15 protein-coding genes are annotated in these 18,442 nt (G+C 60.7%); 12 read left to right on the plus strand and 3 right to left on the minus strand.

What is annotated here, in order from left to right; genetic code table 11:
- The first annotated feature begins 30 nt into the window (after positions 1 to 30).
- The 8 genes from BM194_RS10175 (at position 31) to BM194_RS10210 (ending at position 8,906) form a co-directional block, all read left to right on the plus strand.
- The gene (locus BM194_RS10175; RefSeq protein ID WP_243836110.1) at positions 31 to 1,170 is read left to right on the plus strand and encodes an ABC transporter ATP-binding protein; all 1,140 of its coding nucleotides are present in this window, start codon (positions 31 to 33) and stop codon (positions 1,168 to 1,170) included.
- Between the two features lie 10 nt (positions 1,171 to 1,180).
- Complete coding sequence (locus BM194_RS10180; protein ID WP_092846345.1) at positions 1,181 to 2,098, plus strand: ABC transporter permease; 918 nt, start codon at positions 1,181 to 1,183, stop codon at positions 2,096 to 2,098.
- Entirely contained in the window at positions 2,095 to 2,892 is a 798-nt protein-coding gene (locus BM194_RS10185; RefSeq protein WP_092846347.1) for an ABC transporter permease, read from the plus strand. The genes BM194_RS10180 and BM194_RS10185 overlap by 4 nt, the downstream gene beginning before the upstream one ends.
- Before the next feature lie 45 nt (positions 2,893 to 2,937).
- Positions 2,938 to 4,002: an ABC transporter substrate-binding protein gene (locus tag BM194_RS10190; protein WP_092846349.1), complete on the plus strand. Its 1,065-nt coding sequence runs from the start codon at positions 2,938 to 2,940 to the stop codon at positions 4,000 to 4,002.
- A gap of 132 nt (positions 4,003 to 4,134) precedes the next feature.
- Positions 4,135 to 5,496, plus strand: coding sequence for a glutamine synthetase family protein (locus tag BM194_RS10195; RefSeq protein WP_092846351.1), 1,362 nt, complete (start codon positions 4,135 to 4,137; stop codon positions 5,494 to 5,496).
- Positions 5,497 to 5,535: 39 nt separating this feature from the next.
- On the plus strand, positions 5,536 to 6,609 hold the full coding sequence (locus BM194_RS10200) for a polyamine ABC transporter substrate-binding protein (protein ID WP_092846353.1): 1,074 nt from the start codon (positions 5,536 to 5,538) through the stop codon (positions 6,607 to 6,609).
- A gap of 172 nt (positions 6,610 to 6,781) precedes the next feature.
- On the plus strand, positions 6,782 to 8,071 hold the full coding sequence (locus tag BM194_RS10205; protein ID WP_092846355.1) for an NAD(P)/FAD-dependent oxidoreductase: 1,290 nt from the start codon (positions 6,782 to 6,784) through the stop codon (positions 8,069 to 8,071).
- Positions 8,072 to 8,339: 268 nt separating this feature from the next.
- The gene (locus BM194_RS10210) at positions 8,340 to 8,906 is read left to right on the plus strand and encodes a glycine zipper 2TM domain-containing protein (protein ID WP_092846357.1); all 567 of its coding nucleotides are present in this window, start codon (positions 8,340 to 8,342) and stop codon (positions 8,904 to 8,906) included.
- Positions 8,907 to 8,967: 61 nt separating this feature from the next.
- Here BM194_RS10210 and BM194_RS10215 read toward each other — a convergent pair whose 3' ends face one another.
- Both BM194_RS10215 and BM194_RS10220 read right to left on the minus strand, forming a co-directional pair.
- Positions 8,968 to 10,449: a Na+/H+ antiporter NhaC family protein gene (locus BM194_RS10215; protein WP_092846359.1), complete on the minus strand. Its 1,482-nt coding sequence runs from the start codon at positions 10,447 to 10,449 to the stop codon at positions 8,968 to 8,970.
- Between the two features lie 231 nt (positions 10,450 to 10,680).
- On the minus strand, positions 10,681 to 12,060 hold the full coding sequence (locus BM194_RS10220) for a glutamine synthetase family protein (RefSeq protein WP_092846361.1): 1,380 nt from the start codon (positions 12,058 to 12,060) through the stop codon (positions 10,681 to 10,683).
- A 254-nt stretch (positions 12,061 to 12,314) separates the two neighbouring features.
- Between BM194_RS10220 and BM194_RS10225 the strand changes: the two genes are divergently transcribed.
- The 4 genes from BM194_RS10225 to BM194_RS10240 all read left to right on the plus strand — a co-directional run bounded on the left by BM194_RS10225 (position 12,315) and on the right by BM194_RS10240 (position 17,872).
- Positions 12,315 to 13,055, plus strand: a complete 741-nt coding sequence (locus tag BM194_RS10225) for a gamma-glutamyl-gamma-aminobutyrate hydrolase family protein (protein WP_092846363.1) — start codon at positions 12,315 to 12,317, stop codon at positions 13,053 to 13,055.
- A gap of 24 nt (positions 13,056 to 13,079) precedes the next feature.
- Positions 13,080 to 14,492, plus strand: a complete 1,413-nt coding sequence (locus tag BM194_RS10230) for an aspartate aminotransferase family protein (RefSeq protein WP_092846365.1) — start codon at positions 13,080 to 13,082, stop codon at positions 14,490 to 14,492.
- Positions 14,489 to 15,988: an aldehyde dehydrogenase gene (locus BM194_RS10235; protein ID WP_092846367.1), complete on the plus strand. Its 1,500-nt coding sequence runs from the start codon at positions 14,489 to 14,491 to the stop codon at positions 15,986 to 15,988. The genes BM194_RS10230 and BM194_RS10235 overlap by 4 nt, the downstream gene beginning before the upstream one ends.
- 156 nt (positions 15,989 to 16,144) lie before the next feature.
- Positions 16,145 to 17,872 carry an endo-1,4-beta-xylanase gene (locus tag BM194_RS10240; RefSeq protein WP_092846369.1) on the plus strand — a complete coding sequence of 576 codons (1,728 nt, stop codon included), beginning with the start codon at positions 16,145 to 16,147 and terminating at the stop codon, positions 17,870 to 17,872.
- A gap of 4 nt (positions 17,873 to 17,876) precedes the next feature.
- On the opposite strand, the gene BM194_RS10245 is transcribed toward BM194_RS10240, so the two are convergent.
- The gene (locus tag BM194_RS10245; RefSeq protein WP_092846371.1) at positions 17,877 to 18,428 is read right to left on the minus strand and encodes a cupin domain-containing protein; all 552 of its coding nucleotides are present in this window, start codon (positions 18,426 to 18,428) and stop codon (positions 17,877 to 17,879) included.
- Positions 18,429 to 18,442 lie beyond the last annotated feature (14 nt).

An 18,442-nucleotide genomic window follows, 5' to 3' on the forward strand; every position in this document is an offset into this window, starting at 1 on the left:
ACGACAACACAAGAACGGGAGAATCGTGCGATGACTAACCCCATGCCGGCCCCCGAGGTCGAACATTCCGACCCGTTGGACGACACACGCGAGAAGGACGAATCAATGCCCCGAGAGGCCTCGTCAATCGAATTGAAGGGCCTGCGCAAGCAGTTTGGCAAGGACACGGTCGCACTGGATGGTGTCGACCTGACCATCGACGCGGGGGAGTTCTTTACCCTGCTGGGTCCGTCGGGATGCGGCAAGACGACATTGTTGAGAATACTTGCCGGGCTCGAGGAGCCTGATGCCGGCAAGTTATTGATCGGGGGCAAGGATGTCACCGATATCCCGCCCCACCGCCGTAGCGTCAATACCGTTTTCCAGTCCTACGCACTGTTTCCCCACCTGTCGGTACGCGACAATCTTGCCTTTGGCCTACGCATGCGGGGTGAGTCGTCGGCCGAGCGCGAACGCAAGGTGGCTCAGGTCGCGGATTTCATTCAACTGGGGTCGCTGGTGGAGCGGCGTGTCGACCAATTGTCAGGCGGGCAGCGCCAGCGTATCGCCCTGGCCCGGGCCCTGGTCTGCGAGCCCAACGTGCTGCTGCTGGACGAGCCGTTATCGGCACTGGACGCCGGTCTGCGAGGCCAGCTTCAGGTAGAGCTGCAGCGCATCCAAAAACGTCTCGGCATGACCTTCGTCTTCGTGACCCATGACCAGGACGAGGCCATGGTAATGTCGGACCGAATCGCAGTGCTCGATAGCGGTATCATCCAGCAGGTGGGTACGCCCAGCGAAGTCTACGAACATCCGGTCAATGCCTTCGTCGCGCGTTTCATGGGCCATGACAACCTGTTCGCCATTCAGCGCAGTGCCGACAACTGGGTGGATACGGAACTGGGGCGTCTGCAACTCGATCCTGCGCAACAGCGATCCGAACAGCAGGGCTGGTTGCTCATCCGCCCTGAAACGCTGGAACTTGGGGGTGAGGTACCTGCGGGCTACAACCGGCTCGAGGGGACCGTTAAGGAGCGCCTCTACCGTGGCAGCCGTATCGAATATCGCTTGGAAGTCAATGGCGTGACGCTGATGGCAGTAGCCAGCAACGTGGGGCAACGGCTGCATGCAGTCGGCGATCGGGTCACGGTCAGTTTCTGTCCTGAAGATCTGGTTCGGGTCGCTGCCTAGGAGATCACGCATGGCTGAGATAAGTATCGCGTTACGTGGTCGTGCCGTGGTCAGCGAGACGCGCCATTTGCTGTTCAGTGTGATGCCCGGTGCGGTATGGATCATCGTGTTCCTGGTGCTGCCCAGCGTCTACCTGATGGCCGTGGCCTTCATGACCAACGGACCCTATGGCCAGCCGCAGATGCCCCTGTCCCTGGAATCCTTCCGTCAGTTGGCGGGCTTTGGTTTCCTGGGCTGGAGCCCCGGCAATCTTTATACCTTGCTGCGCTCGCTGTGGCAGACATTGCTTTCCACCGTGCTGGTGGTGATCGTGGCCTATCCAATTGCCTACTACATCACCACCTGTCGCGAGAAATGGCGGCCGATCATGTTGCTGGCGGTGGTAGTGCCGTCATGGACCAACCAGGTCATCCGCACCTTCGGCTGGATGAACCTGCTGGCCCCGGGCACACCGCTGTCCGACGCCGCCCAGGCGCTGGGGCTGATCGCGCCCAACATGGGGCTCTACCCGTCCAACTTCGCGGTCACGCTGGGGCTGGTCTACAACTTCCTGCCATTCATGGTGTTACCGTTATATGCCGCCTTCGAGAAGCTCGATACAGCACAGGTCCAGGCCGCCCAGGATCTTTACGCCGCTCCGCTGCGAGCCTTCTGGCATGCGGTGTTTCCACAGACCTTGCCGGGTCTGTTGGCGGGCACGGTACTGGTAGCGATCCCAGCGTTCGGCATGTATGTCATTCCTGAGTTGCTGGGCGGGGGCAAGGGCATGATGCTCGGCAACCTGGTGGCCAACCAGTTCGCGGGCAGCGCCAATTGGCCGCTGGGTGCCGCGGGGGCAATCCTGATGCTGATTGCCACCTTTGCCGGCTTGTTCGCCATGCGCCGCATCGGCAAGCGCCTGGGCGGTGGTGAGGAGGTCGTGATATGAGAAAGCGTACACTGCAGCGAGGCTTGACCACGTTCTGGTGGGCAACGATCTTCTTTCTTTACCTGCCGCTCGTGGTGGTGATGCTGTTCTCGTTCAATGCGTCCAACAGTGCCGCCAATTTTACCGGCTTCTCGTTGCGCTGGTATACGCGACTGCTGGGCAACGAGCAGATCATTTCTGCGTTCTGGAACAGTCTGGTGCTGGCCAGCGTGTCCTCGGTGGTGGCTCTGGCAATCGGTAGTTTGATCGGCTATGGCATGTACCGTCACCGCCATCGCAAGCTGGGCTGGTTGATCGTGCTGATCTATCTGCCGATCGTGCTGCCGGATATCGTCTTCGGTATCTCGGAGATGGCATTCTTCGTGTCGATTCATCGTTATACCGGCCTGTTCCAGCCTGGACTGGGCACGATGATCATTGCCCATGTGACGTTCCAGATTCCATTTGTGGCACTGATCGTCTACTCGCGCCTGGTGGGGCTCGATGCCACCTTGTTCGAGGCGGCCAAGGACTTGTATGCCACTCCATTCAAGCGTGCCGTGCATTTCTTGATGCCGACCCTCAAGCCGGCGCTGATTTCGGCGTTCTTCCTGTCGTTCACGCTGTCGATCGATGACTTCGTGATCAGCTTCTTCACGGCGGGACCGGAAAGCGCCACCTTGCCTATCTACATCTGGGGTGCGATCAAGAAAGGGGTCTCGCCCGAAATCAACGCCATCGCCACGTTGATGATCGGCGCCGTGGCTATCGCCGCCGTGTTCAGTTTGATGTTCAATCGACAGGGGCGCCATTGAGGCGCCCTTATTCCTGAAAGAAAGGGACCGAAGGAGAGCGTTACGATGAAAACAATCACCACGCGAATCGCTGCCGCACTCGGTGGCCTGGTACTGGCCGGTGGGGTGCATGCCGAAGAGGGCAAGCTGTACCTGTTCAACTGGACCGAGTACATGGACCCGGAAATCATCGAGGCATTCGAACAGAAATACGACGTCGAGGTCGTGCAGAACTATTTCAATTCGTTGCCTGAAATGCTGGCCAAACTGAACGCTGGCGGTGTGTCGCAGTATGACATCATCGTGCCGTCGAACTACTATGTGCCGCGCCTTATCGAGACGGGACTGGTTCAGCCTCTCGATCACTCCAAGCTGGCGAACCTGGACAACCTCAAGAAGCAGTTCCGCGATCCTTCCTTCGATCCCGACAACAAGTACAGCGCGGCCTATCAGTGGGGCACTACCGGCATCATCTACAATGGCGAGACGTTTCCCGACGGTCCCAAAAGCTGGTCGCTGCTGTTCGATCCCAAGGTCAATGCCAGTTACCCATTCGCGTTGATGGGCGATGGTCAGGTCAGTATCGGTGCTGCCTGTGCCTATCTCGGTCACGGCTACGATTGCACCAGTGTCGATGCCTGGAAGGAAGCCGCCAAGCTGCTCATCGACACCAAGGGGCGTGACACCTTCAGTGGGTTCGTGGATGGTACGCCGGCCCTGCAACAGTTGGCGCGCGGCGTGACCCACGCCAGCCTGAGCTATAACGGGGATTACCTCTATTTCAAGGAAGAAGACCCCGAAGCCTTCAAGAACATCAAGTTCATGATTCCCGATGAAGGCACGGAAATGTGGGTGGATTCGATGATGATTCCTGCCGAGGCGCCCAATCCCGACCTGGCGCACAAGTTCATCGATTTCATTCTCGATGCCGAGATCGGGGCACAGTTGTCCAACTACAACTACTACTCCAGCCCCAACGCCGCTGCCGAACCCTACCTGGACGAGGTGCTGACCAAGCCGCCGGTGCAGCCCACCGAGGAAGACATGGCGCGTCTGAAGTTCACGCCCAGTCTCAAGGGGCAGGACCTGCAAACCTTCAACCAGCTGTGGAACGAAGTGCAGGCGCGTTGATCGCCCGGCGGGCCGGGAGCCGGCCCGCCTTGGCGTGAATGGGGCTAGCGGCTATCGTCGGGCACGCCTCCCTACGTGCCTGCGACAATGCAATCACGGTGGCCGCGCGATAAGCCTTCAAGGAAAAAAGGTATGAGTAACAGCACAAGCCATGAATTGAGCGATTGGTTCAAGCGCCATGGCATTACCGAAGTGGAATGCCTGGTCTCCGACCTGACCGGCATTCTCAAGGGCAAGATCATGCCCGCCAGCAAGTACCTCAACGGTGGGCGACCGCGACTGCCGGACTCGATCTTCATACAGACGGTCACCGGGGGCTATCCCGACGACGAGGACATCCGGTTCTGGAACCCGGCCGAGCTGGACATGCAGCTCATTCCCGACCCGAATGCGGTCTACCTGGTGCCTTGGGCAGAAGATCCCACCGCCCAGATCATCCATGATTGCTATTACCTGACCGGCGAGCCAGTCGAGCTGTCGCCGCGCAGTGTCCTCAAGCGGATACTCGAGCTCTACAGGGCGCGTGGCTGGAAGCCGGTCGTTGCGCCCGAGGTCGAATTCTACCTGGTCAAGACCAATACGGATTCCGACTACCCGCTGGAGCCCCCCATTGGCCGTACCGGACGCCAGGAAAGCAGCCGTCAGTCATTTTCCATCGATGCCGTCAACGAGTTCGACCCGTTGTTCGAGGAAATGTATGACTACTGCGAAGCCATGGATCTGGATATCGATACCCTGATCCATGAGGAGGGGGCCGGCCAGATGGAGGTCAACTTCCAGCATGGCGACCCGCTGATGCTGGCCGACCAGGTAGTGATGTTCAAGCGTACGCTACGAGAGACTGCGCTGCGTCATGGCATGTATGCGACCTTCATGGCCAAGCCGATGGCCAACGAGCCGGGTAGTTCGATGCATATCCACCAGAGCCTGGTCGATGACAGCGGCACGAACCTGTTCGCGGGTGAGGATGGTCAGGCCAGCCGGCTGTTCCACCATTACATTGGCGGACTGCAACAGTACCTGCCGGCAGCGATGCCGTTCTTTGCACCCAACGTGAACTCCTATCGCCGCCTGATGCGCAGCGAAACCAGTGGCTCGGCACCGGTGAATACGGAGTGGGGGTATGACAACCGGACGGTTGGACTGCGCGTACCGGTAGGTGCACCTGAAGCGACACGCGTCGAGAATCGCCTGGGCGGCGCCGATGCCAACCCCTATCTGGCGATGGCTGCCTCGTTGGCCTGCGGCTATCTGGGCATGATCAGTCAGCTCGATCCGCGTCCGCCCATGGTTGGCTCGGCCTGGTCGGCCGGCAACAAGTTACCTGACGATATCGGCCCGGCCCTGGATGCGCTACGCGAATGCCCGGCCTTGGCTGACCTGCTCGGCGAGCGCTTCACCAACAGCTATCTGGCAGTCAAGCGAGCCGAGCATACCGCTTACTTCCGGGTGATCAGCTCCTGGGAGCGAGAGCACCTGTTGCTGAGGGTATAAGCGAGTTTTTCTACCACTGACCAAAACAAGGAAACGTTCATGTCCCACCGCCCTCTCGTTGCGATTGTCGGGTTGTCCTTGTCGGTATTGGCCCTGCCGGCTGCTGCCCAGCAGCAACAACTCAATCTGTTCAACTGGTCGGATTACATGGATCCGGCGTTGATCGAAGCGTTCGAGGCCGAAACCGGCATCGATGTAGTGCTGAACTACTACAACTCGAATGCCGAGATGTTCTCCAAGCTCACCGCTGGGGGAGATGCTCAGTACGATGTCATCGTGCCTTCGGGGTACTTCATGCCACGTCTGATTGGGGCGGGGCTGGTACAGCCGCTGGCAGACGAGGGGGCATCCCTGGCAGGGCGCGAGGCAATCATGGAGGAGTTTCAGACCCCTGCTTACGATCCGGAAGGCCGCTACACGGTACCTTACCTGTGGGGCATGACGGGCATCGCCTACAACACCGAGACATGGCCGGATCCCGAGCCGAGCTGGGGTCTGCTCTACGATCCCGAGACCAATCAGGACCAGCCCTTCGCGCTGCTGAAGGGGGATGCCCAGTTCACCTTCGGTACGGCCTGCGCCTACCTGGGGCACGGTTTCGACTGTGTGGGCAAGGACCCCTGGATCGAGGCGGCCAAGCTGGTCAGCGAAACGCGCAAGCGTGACAACTTCGTGGGTTTTGTCGATGCCACGGCGACCATCGAGCAATTGGCGCGAGGCACCATTCAGGCGGGCGTGGCCTATAATGGCGACCTGGCCAACAAGCTGGCCGAATCGCCCGAAACCTATGGCAAGATCGGTTTCTTCATTCCCGAAGAAGGCTCCCAGCGTTGGGTCGACGTGATGGCAATTCCTGCCCGGGCGCCGCACCCCGAGGCAGCGCGAGCCTTTGTCGAATATATGCTGCGCCCCGAGGTGGCAGCGCAACTGGCCAACTACAACCGCTATACCACCCCTAACGAGGCCGCCTTGCCGCTGGTCGACCCCGCCCTGCGCGAGCCGCCGGTGATGCCCGACGCACAGACGCGCCAGCGCCTGGTCTCCACTCCGTCGGTCAGCGGCGATACCCTGCAACTGCTTCAGCAACTCTGGAACGAAGCTCTGAGCCGTTGACTTGTGGGTAGACTCTCGCAACGGCCGGGCATTGCCCGGCCGTTGCATTTCGAACTGGTCACATGGCTTTTAAGTGTTGCAAATAAAGTACCGTGTTTCTTGATTGGCATGGATCAAGTCGCGTAGTATCGAGTCTTGTTGTTGAATAAAATAAACATCTTTGGAGATAGACATGTCCAAGCCAGGCACCGCGCATGTCGCGTCCTATTACGCCGCTTCTGCCAACCCAAGCCCTGAGCGTCCCGCGCTGCAAGGCGAAGTCCAATGCGATGTCTGCGTGGTCGGCGCCGGGTTCACGGGGATGTCCGCGGCGTTGCACCTGGCAGAAAAAGGGCACCGCGTCGTGGTACTGGAAGCGGCTCGTATCGGTTTTGGGGCCTCTGGCCGCAATGGCGGCCAGATCGTCAATAGCTACAGCCGCGACATGGATGTGATCGAGTCCCGCTATGGCAGCGAGACAGCACGCGCATTGGGTGACATGGCGTTCGAGGGCAACCGTATCATTCGTGAGCGAATTGCCCGCTACGATATCGCCTGTGACCTCAAGGAAGGCAACCTGTTTGCCGCCTGCAATACCAAGCAGATGAAGGCGCTGAGCGAGCACAAGGCGCTGTGGGAACGTTTCGGCAACGACCAGCTCGAGCTGCTCGAAGGGCAAGCCTACCGCCGCGAGATCGGCAGCGAACGGTACGTCGGCGCGTTGCTCGATCATTCCGGCGGGCATCTTCATCCGCTCAACCTGGTGCTGGGCCAGGCGGCTGCCCTGGAATCGCTCGGTGGCAGGATCTATGAACAGACGCCGGTCACCTCGATCGAGCATGGCGAGCCGGTCCGCCTGCATACACCCGAGGGCTGGGTCGTGGCCGACCGCGTGGTGCTGGCCGGCAATGCCTACATGAAAGGGCTCATGCCGCAACTGGAGGGCAAGTCGATGCCTGCCAGTACGCAGGTCGTGACTACCGAGCCGCTGGATGCAGCCACGGCAAAGGATATCCTGCCGACCGACCGGGCTGTGGAAGACTGCAATTACCTGCTCGACTACTATCGCCTGTCCGGGGATCGACGGCTCATCTATGGTGGCGGGGTCAGCTATGGCGGTCAGGATCCGAACAGCATCGAGGGCGTGATTCGTCCCAAGCTGGAAACCACCTTTCCCCAGCTCAAGGGCGTCAAGATCGACTATGCATGGAGCGGGACCTTCCTGTTGACACTCAACCGCTTGCCGCAATTCGGGCGTATCAATGCCAATGTCTACTATGCCCAGGGCTATTCGGGCCATGGCGTGACCTGCTCGCATCTGGCCGGTCGCTTGATCGCCGAAGTGCTGGATGGACAGAGCGAGCGTTTCGATGCTTTCGCTGGCTTGCCGCATTTGCCGTTCCCGGGCGGGCGGACGTTAAGCGTGCCTCTTACCACGCTTGGGGCCTGGTATTACCGTGTGCGAGACGCGTTGGGAGTCTAGCCGCTCGTTACCGTATCCGTGAGTAACGGCGCTTTCGTCACCCTGCGCAATTGCGCAAAGAATATGGAAACGCTGTTTCGTAACTTTTCTTTGCGTGTTGCCTGCCGCATAGTTTCATTGTCTCACACGCCCGCGTTCCGCTTGAGCCGGCGGTACGCACTCACACATCGCCCGGAGCGTCCATGTCCGAGACATGGCGCCCCGCAGCTGCACCTTACAGCTGTGTCCTGACCATGACGTCAGTCAGCAAGAAGAACAGGAGGCGAACATGAGCAAGTCCATCATCATCGGTAGTACCCTCTCAGTGCTGGGCCTGGGCGGCCTGGCCTTCGGTGCCTATCAGATCCAGAACGTTGACCAAGGGGTGCAGTACGCCGATATCACCCATGTCGAGCGTATTACGCAAACTGTCGAAACGCCACGTGAAGTCTGTGAAGACGTGGCCGTGACACGACAGCGCCCGGTACAGGACACCAACCGTATTGCCGGCACCGCCATCGGGGCCATTGTCGGCGGTGTGCTGGGTAATCAGGTCGGGGGTGGTAGTGGCAAGAAGATTGCCACTGCGGCCGGTGCCGTGGCGGGGGGCTTCGCGGGTCGTGAAGTGCAGGGGAGGATGCAGCAAGGCGACACCTACACCGCGACCGAACAACGTTGCCACACGGTCACCGATTCCCAGGAAAAACTCCTCGGTTATGATGTCGAGTACCGTGTCGATGGCGAGGCTTACCGGATTCGGCTCGATGAGGCGCCGGAAAGCAATCGTGTACCATTGCTGAATGGTCAGCCTCAGTGGCATGTCGATGCGGGGCAGGCGGCTGCGCCTCAGGGCTGAGAGGCCATTTCCCTCAAGAAGGGCTCCTCTGAACGGGGAGCCCTTTTCGTTGCAACGTCGATCAGGCGAGCGTGAAGCCCAGGATCAGGAAGAGTCCTGTCGCCACGATGGCGCCCAGCACGGCATAAGGGATCTGGGTCAGCCCGTGCTGCATCGGCAGGCAGCCGCTGCCCTGGGAAGACAGTACCGAAGAGTCCGAGAAGAAGCAGGCATGACTGCCGAAGCTGGATGCCGACAACAGGGCCCCGACGACCAGCGGCATGGAAGCATCCATATGCTGCGCAATCGGGATCACGATGGGAATCGAGATGACGAATACGCCCCATGACGAACCGGTCGCGAACACCACGACGGCCATCGAGACGAACACGATGGCGGGGAGCAGGGCCACCGACAGATAAGGGGTCAGGGTATCGATCATGAACTCGGTCATGCCCAGTTGCTCGTTGATGTCGCGCAGCACGAACCCGGCAGCGACGATGGCGAGCGGCAGCATCATGGTACGAAAGCCGTCCATGATCGAGTCCATCAAGGCATCAAAGGTGCTCAGGCGCTGGATCAGGAAGAGGGCCAGGGTAAACAGGGTAGCGACAATCGTGCCCATCAGCAGGTCGATGTCATAGTAGGCGCTGGCGCCGATCAGTACCGCCATGGGGGCCAGGAAATTGAACAGGCCCAGCCAGGGATTGCCGCGCGGTGCCGAGTCGTCCTCGAGTGGTTCGTCAGGGGCGTCGTCGGGAATGGGCTGACCGGCGCGGGCGCGTTGCTCGGCCGCCTTCATGGGGCCGAAGTCGGGAACCAGGCCGGTAGCCACCAGCAGGACCAGGGCCAGTGCCACCCAGCCGTAGAGCATGTACGGGATGGACTGAATGTACAGCCACATGCCGTTTCCCTCGGTGGCGCCGTTGGTTTCCAGCAGTTCGGCAAAGTACACCGCCCACGTCGATACCGGGACCAGGATGCATACAGGGGCAGCGGTGGAATCGACGATATAGGCCAGCTTTTCGCGTGACACGTTGAACCGATCGGTGAGCCGCTTCATCGAAGAGGAAATGGCCAGGGCGTTCAGGTAGTCGTCGATGAAAATCAGCATGCCAAGCACCGAAGTCCACAGCAGCGATTGCCGGCGGCTCTTGACCAGGCGCTGCATGAAATGACTGAAGCTCAGTGTGCAGCCTGCCTTTTCCAGCATGCCGATGAAGCCACCCATCAAGCCGACCACGAGGATCAACCAGGCGATGGTCTCGTCCATCATCACGTTGAGCGAGATGTCGGCGAGTTCACCGATGTAATTGTCGGGCTGCAGCATGAACAGGCCGGCCAGGGCGCCTACGATCAATGCCTCGAGCGTGCGATGGGTAACGAGAGCGACCAGCAACACCAGTGCGGAGGGCATCAGGCTCATCCATCCGTAGGCTGCGCCCGGCTCATGCAGGTAGGTCAACCAGCCGACAAAGATAGCAATGGCTGGCGTCAACGTCAGTGCACGGCCACGGCCGCGCTGATTCGGCAGGGCGGGTGCGAAAGGGTGGGTGGAATTCATGCCTCACCTCCCGGTTGCCTGCAACCGCGCGTGGATAGGTGGGGGTGGCGATATGAGGTTGTGCTTGTCATTGATATCTCCCTCAAAATGAATGAAAGGAATGCCTCGCTGCCCGAATCCGGGCTGCAGAAAGCCATGCCGCCAGGCATGGCTGGCAGCCAGGTAACGTTTAGGTTCAATGGATGCGCCGGGGCCGCTTCATGCCCCGGTACAGCGGGCTGTCAGGCCCGGTCAGACATGGCGCAGGTACCAGTCGTATTCCAGGGTGCTGACGGTGCGCATGGCCTCGGCCCGCTCGGCGAGCCGGTTGGCGTGATAGACATGATGGAAGTCCCGCCCCAGTCGCTCGGCCATCACATCGCTTGCCGCGAACAGGTCGAGCGCCTGTAGCCAGCTGTTGGTCAGGCTTGGTGCGAGCTGCTCGTAGGCATTGCCCTCGATGGGCTCGGGTGGATTCAACTCGTTGTCGAGCCCATGCAGGACAGAGGCGAGCAGCGTGGCCAGCAGCAGGTAGGGGTTGGCGTCGGCACCGGCGACACGATGCTCGATACGCCGTGCCGCATTGGGCCCCGATGGGATGCGCACGGCGACTGAGCGGTTATCGTAGCCCCAGGAAGGTGCCATCGGCACGTACAGGCCGGGCTGAAAGCGACGGTAGGAGTTGAGGTTCGGCGCGAATATCGCCATCGAGGCCGGCATCAGCTCCAGCATGCCGGCAATGGCCTGGCGAAGTTGTGGCGTGCCGAGCGGATTCTCATCGTCACTGGCGAAGATGTTGCGTCCTGTGTCGTCGACGAGACTGATATGCACATGGGCGCCGCTACCGGCTTCATCGCCGTAGGGCTTGGCCATGAACGTGGCCTCGAAGCCGTGGTTGAGTGCCACGCCCTTGATCAGCCGCTTGAGCAGGACTGCGCTGTCCCCGGCGCGTAGGGCATCGTTGCAGTGGATCAGGTTGATCTCGAACTGCCCCGGAGCGCATTCCTTGAGTGCGGTATCCAGCGGCAGGTCCTGTTCCACTGCTGCCTGGTGAATTTCCTCGAGGAAATCGGCGTATTCATCCAGCTCGTTGATCGAGTAGAGCTGGCTCTGGGTCGCACGTTCGCCAGTACCAGGCGAGCAAGGGGGTTGTGCCAGTCCAAGATCGTCACGACGACGGTCGACGAGGTAAAACTCCAGTTCCAGTGCGACTACCGGCGTCAGACCCTTGGCCTTGAGCCCATCGAGAACCTTGCGCAACACCTGGCGCGGGTCGGCAAAGAACGGCTGGCCGTCGGTTTCTTCCATCGTCATCAACAGCTGTGCCTGGCGTCCTTCGCGCAACCATGGGGTCGGCTTGAGCGATCCGGCAATCGGACGGCATACACGGTCGCCATCGCCTGTGGCCAGCCCCAGGCCGGTCTCTTCGATGGTATTGCCATTGATATCCAGGGCGAACAGCGATGCGGGCAGGTTGATGCCGTTGCGGTAGGCCTTGATCAGGTTGTCCCTGGGGATACGCTTGCCCCGCAGTACGCCATTGAGGTCGCTGATCAGCAGATCGAAGCTTTCGATATCGGGATGCTGTTCGAGAAAGGCCCTGGCTTCGGTCTGGGCGGTTGCGGACGTCATGAGGTGAACCCTTTGTGCTGATGTTTGTTGTCCATGAATGCCATCTTTCCGTCGGTCGGGTTTGTTGTCAAATTTTTTACGCCATGGCTTTAGTCGAAAATAACCGCTGGGTCCCGCTGGAGTGGCTGATAATATCGCAAAGGTTCTAGTTGAAGAGCGGAAGGGAAATTTTTTCAGGCTGCCTTGGCAAGTGTTTTTAAGCACGTTATGTTGAGAATAATAGAACACTGACAACCTGCTTGAGGAGAAGGCACATGTCGCAGCGGCCCTTGGTGGGCGTCATCGCCTGCCGTCGCCAGATCGAGGGACATCCGGCCCACATGGTCACCGACAAGTATCTTGACGCTCTGCGCGCCTATGGACTGTCTCCGGTGCTGATCCCGGTATGGGAGGATGAGGTCGACCTGGCCTTGCTCGATCACATCGATGGCCTGCTGTTGACCGGCAGTTACACCAATGTGGATCCAGGTCGCTACGGGATGGCGCGAGCGCCGGAAAACACGCGCGATGACAGGGACCGGGACGCAGCCGCTCTGACATTGATACCTGCGACGCTCGAACGTGGCCTGCCGTTGTTCGCGATCTGTCGTGGTTTCCAGGAAATCAATGTGGCTTTTGGCGGCACGCTGCATCAGGCGGTGCAGAACGTTCCGGGGCTGCTCGATCATCGCGAGCCCGAAGGTGACCGGGCCGTTCAATACGCACCTTCCCATGACCTGATCATCGAGCCGGGCGGCATCCTCGCCGGGTTGTACGACCAACCTGCGGCGCGCGTCAACTCATTGCATCAACAAGGTATCGACCGGCTGGGAGAGGGGCTGCGTGTCGAGGCACGAGCGCCGGATGGCCTGGTCGAAGCGGTATCGGTGGACAGCGTCGAGCCCTTTGCCGTGGCAGTGCAATGGCATCCCGAGTGGCAGCCTCGCGAGCATCCGCTTTACGACGCCTTGTTCCGAGGTTTCGCCAAGGCCTGCCAAGCCCATGCATCGCACTGAAGCGCATCAACAGGAGAAACAACAATGAACCGGCCACTGACCGGCGAACTTCAGGCACTGGATCGTGCCCACCATTTGCATCCGTTCACCGATTTCAAGGCGCTCGGCGAAGAGGGCAGCCGCATCATCACCCATGCCGAGGGTGTCTATATACACGACAGTGAAGGTCGACGGATTCTCGACGGCATGGCTGGCCTGTGGTGTGTCAACCTGGGCTACGGTCGTCAGGAACTTGTCGACGCGGCGACCGAGCAGATGCGTCAGTTGCCGTACTACAACAACTTTTTCAAGACGACCCATGAACCCGCGGTTCGCCTGGCAGAGAAGCTTTGCCAGCTGGCGCCTGACTCTATCAACCGGGTGTTCTTCACCGGGTCGGGATCGGAAGCCAACGATACCGTGTTGCGCATGGTGAGGCGCTATTGGGCGCTCAAGGACAAGCCGCACAGGCAGATCGTGATTGCGCGCGAGAATGCCTATCATGGTTCTACCGTCGCAGGCATGAGTCTTGGCGGCATGGCGCCAATGCATGCCCAGGGTGGGCCCTGCGTACCGGGTATCGAGCATATCCGCCAGCCCTATTGGTTTGGGGAGGGGCGGTTCGGCGAAGGCCGCGGCCAGTCACCGGAGACGTTTGGCCAGGCTTGCGCTCAGGCGCTCGAGGACAAGATACGCGAGCTTGGCGAAGACAATGTGGCCGCGTTCATCGCCGAGCCGGTGCAGGGGGCCGGCGGAGCGATCATTCCCCCTGAGAGCTACTGGCCGGCTATCAAGGCGGTACTGGCCAAGTACGATATTCTGCTGGTCATCGACGAGGTGATCTGTGGCTTCGGCCGGCTGGGTGAATGGTTCGGTAGCCAGCACTACGCGCTCGAGCCCGACCTGATGCCCATCGCCAAGGGGCTGTCGTCGGGCTACCTGCCGATTGGCGGCGTGCTGGTAGGAGATCGGGTCGCCGAGACGCTGGTCGAGGAAGGCGGCGAGTTCTTCCACGGTTTCACCTACTCCGGGCACCCGACATGCGCTGCCGTGGCGCTGAAGAACCTCGAACTCATGGAACAGGAGGGCGTCGTCGCTCGTGTGCGCGACGAGCTGGGCCCCTACCTGGCCAGGCGCTGGGCCGAACTTGGCGATCACCCGCTGGTTGGCGAGGCACGCAGCCTGGGGTTGATCGGCGCGCTGGAACTGGTCGCCGACAAATCGAGCGGAGAGCGTTTCGACAAGGCGCTCGCCGCCGGCAACCTATGTCGCGACCTGAGCTTCGAGAAGGGTCTGGTCATGCGCTCGGTGGGCGATACCATGATCATCTCGCCGCCGCTGGTCATCACTCGTGAGCAGATCGACGAGCTGGTGGCACTGGCGCGTCAGGCACTCGACGACACGGCGCGTCGCCTGGGCAAACCCATCGATTCACCTTGCAACGGAGACAAACAATGACAGCCTCCATGACTCATGCCGACTGGCAGCGACTGGCCGGCGAACTGACCCATGAGACCCGCGCCTTTATTGGCCAGCGCTTCGTCGAGGCCGCCAGCGGCGAGCGCTTCGCCGTGGTCAATCCGGCCACCGGCGAAACGCTGGCCGAGGTGGCCAGCTGCGACGCCGCCGATGTCGAGCTCGCCGTGCGCCATGCCCGCGAGGCTTACAACCGGGGCGACTGGTCGCGCCTGGCGCCGGGCAAGCGCAAGCAGGCCATGCTGCGCCTGGCCGAGCTGATGGAGACTCACAAGCATGAGTTGGCGCTGCTCGATACCCTGGACATGGGTAAGCCGATCATGAGTTCGCTGGGTGACATGGCGGGGGCGATCGGCTGCATTCGCTACAATGCCGAGACCATCGACAAGGTCTATGGCGAGGTGGCGCCCACCGGCGAAGATAGCCTCGGGCTGGTGCTGCGCGAGCCGCTGGGTGTGGTGGGCTCGATCGTGCCGTGGAACTTCCCGATGATGATGACTGCCTGGAAGATCGGCCCGGCGCTGGCAGCCGGCAACAGTGTGATTCTCAAGCCATCCGAGAAATCGCCGCTGTCCGCGCTGCGTCTGGCCCAACTGGCTCTGGAAGCGGGACTGCCCGATGGAGTATTTCAGGTCGTGCCTGGTTTCGGCCATACCGCGGGCAAGGCGCTGGCCTTGTCGATGGACGTCGATTGCCTGTCGTTCACCGGCTCCACTGGCGTCGGCAAACAGCTCATGCAGTACGCCGGCCAGTCCAACCTCAAGCGTGTCTATCTGGAATGCGGTGGAAAGAGCCCCAACCTGGTATTTGCCGATTGCAAGGATCTCGATGCCGTGGCACGCAATGCTGCCGAAGCGATCTTTCACAATCAGGGCGAGGTGTGCATTGCCGGTTCACGGCTACTGGTCGAGAACAGCGTGCGAGATGAGTTCGTCGAGCGTGTGCTGGCCCATGCCGAGACCATGCAGCCCGGCGATCCGCTGGACCCGGCCAGTTTCATGGGCGCGATCGTCGACGAGGTACAGCACAAGCGCATCCTCGACTACATCTGTCAAGGCGTCGAGGAGGGCGCACGCCTGCGCACCGGTGGGCAGGCAGTCAACCCGGTGGCCGGCGGCTATTATGTGGCCCCGACAGTGTTCGACGGCGTGACGCCGCAGATGGCCATCGGTCGCGAGGAAATCTTCGGGCCGGTGCTGTCGGTGTTCGGCTTCGACAGTGAAGAAGAGGCCGTTGCGCTGGCCAATGACAGCGAGTACGGACTGGCGGCAGGCCTGTGGAGCCAGGACATCGACCGTATCATGCGCGTATCTCGGCGCCTGCACTCCGGACAGGTCTTCGTCAACAACTGGGCGGGTGGCGACATGACGGTACCTTTCGGTGGCGTGAAGCAGTCGGGCAATGGCCGCGACAAGTCGCATCACTCACTTGAGGAGTATTCAGAACTCAAGACGGTGTGGATGTCACTTTCCCCCTGAAGGCCAGGACTTGTGAGAGATAGAGAGTGAAGTGACTCATCATCGGCGGTCCCGTCAGTCAGCCTGGCGGGGCCGTTTTTTGAATGACACATTTCAGGCGTTGCAATCCCTGCAAATTGGCTAACATCGAGATGCCCTACCAATCTCGAGGCCACCATGCTGCTCGACACGTTGCGTCGTCTGTCTCTGCGCCTGACCGGAGTCATAGCCATTGCCGGTGCAGGCTTGTTTCCTTCGTTCCCGCTCGCTGCTGAAAGTGCAAAAACGGACTGGCGTACTTCCCTTGAACTGCTCGAGTACGATTGGTCCCACCTGGCCGGGGCCGAGGTGACCGCAGCGGGTGTCCGAATCGAGGGCTTGGGGCGAGCCATCATCCCGCCGGCGGATGCCGCTGACGAGCCAGTCACCCCCAACCCGCCCATTAACCTGCGCGGGCCCATATTGCAGGTCAAAGGGGAATTCTATCTGGGCGCGCATTTGCGTTTCGAGGGAGCGCCTGGTGGCTACGTGACTTTTTATGGCGATTTACCGCTCGTGCAGGATGAATGGCGCCAGGACGGAAAGTCGGTCACGCTGGGTGTAACTGACCAACAGTTGATCGTCGAGATACAAAACGGGATCGGTGATTATCGGCGCCAGGAATATCCTTTCAGCCCGGCGGAAGAAGCCACGCTCGAATTGGCTCGTGTCGCGGGGGGCTTCGTCATAATGGCCGATGGCGAGGTGGTGGGGGACATCGACGATCCTGGGATTTTCTCCTCGGGCGAGGTCGTGTTCGGGGCGCATGCCGACGTGGGACGAGCCTTCGTGTTAACCCGGCTTATTGCCGCGCCGATGATGCCGGGCTCAAGAGTGAGCGTCATTGATCCTGAGCTTCCCAGCGTTGAGCCGGACCCCGTCGGGCTGCGTCGCCTCGCCGAAAGCCATGCCCCTCATCTGGCTATAGGCACCGCCGTGTCGGCAATTCCGCTGCTGAGCGATGCGAGCTATGCCCGCATATTGGCGCAGAACTTCAATATGCTCACGCCGGAAAACGCCATGAAGTTTCAGGCTATCCATCCCCAGCCGGATCGCTATGCGTTTGCCGATGCGGATGCCATCGTCGAGTTTGCCGAGCGCAATAATATGGCCGTGCACGGGCACACTCTTGTATGGGGCGAGGCATTGCCGCGCTGGGTAACCGAGACGGCGTTCACGGATGCCCAGGTTCAGCGGCTCCTGGCCGATCATATCGCTACCGTAGTCGGGCGCTACAAGGGACGAATTGCCTCCTGGGACGTGATCAACGAACCGCTGCAGCCGTTCGCTCCCGAGCTACGTACCGGTTCGCCCTGGTACCGGGCCATGGGCGAGGACTATATAGCCTTTGCGCTGCGCGAGGCCCATCGGGCCGATCCTGTGGCAAGGCTATATATTAACGAGTTCGCTTGCGAGGAGCGCAATGCCAAGTCCGATGGGCTGTACCGGCTGGCCAAGCGCTTGCTGGAGAGGGGGGTTCCCCTGCATGGCATCGGTTTCCAGATGCATGAAGATATGACAGAGGAATATCAGCCGGTGAACGCCGAGGCCTTTCGCGACAACGTCCAGCGCTTCATCGACCTGGGGCTAGAGGTGCGCATTTCCGAGATGGACGTCAACCTGCATGAGGAGGACTCGCCTGAACGGCAAGTGGCGCAGGCCGAGTACTATCGTTCCCTGCTCGAGCTGGCCGTCGACCAGCCAGCCTTCAGTGCGTTTTCAACGTGGGGATTTACCGACCGCTACTCGTCGCTGCAGGATTGGTGGGAACCCAAGGGCTTCGGCAACGGTCTTCTCTTCGACCCTCAAATGCGTCCCAAGCCGGCCTACGACGCGCTTCGCCAGGCACTGGTGCGGCATCGCTAAGCGATCAGAAGGACTTGGCCGGCGTACAGCATGACACCAGCTTGCAGGCCACCTTGCCGGGGTTACGAAAGCGGTGGGGGACGTTGGTGTTGAAGTAGTAGGCTTCGCCGGGGCCGAGGATGCGACTGTCGGCGCCGATGGTGATCTCGATTTCCCCTTCCAGGATCACTCCGGCTTCCTCGCCGCGGTGGGCGATCATCTCGCGTCCGGTGTCGGCGCCTGCGGCATAGGTCTCGATGATGAATGACAAGGCGCGTGTCTCGCGGGTGGCGCCGACCAGTTGGTAGATCACGTCGCCACTGCCAATGTCGGGCAATTCGTCGGCGCGATAGAACACCTGGTTGCGGTTCTCCAGGTCCATGGTGAAGAAGTCGCCGACGCTGATGGGGATGGCGTCGAGTATCTTCTTCAATGAGCTGACCGAGGGGCTGACCTTGTTCTGCTCGATCAGTGACAAGCTGGAGTGGGTGACCCCGCAACGCTTGGCCAGCTCACGCTGGGAAATGCCGCGCAGGGTGCGCAGGGCGCGCAGGCGTGGGCCAACATCATCGGACATTCGCGAATCCTCGA

It is taken from the genome of Modicisalibacter xianhensis, assembly GCF_900113605.1.
GTDB classification, from domain to species: domain Bacteria; phylum Pseudomonadota; class Gammaproteobacteria; order Pseudomonadales; family Halomonadaceae; genus Modicisalibacter; species Modicisalibacter xianhensis.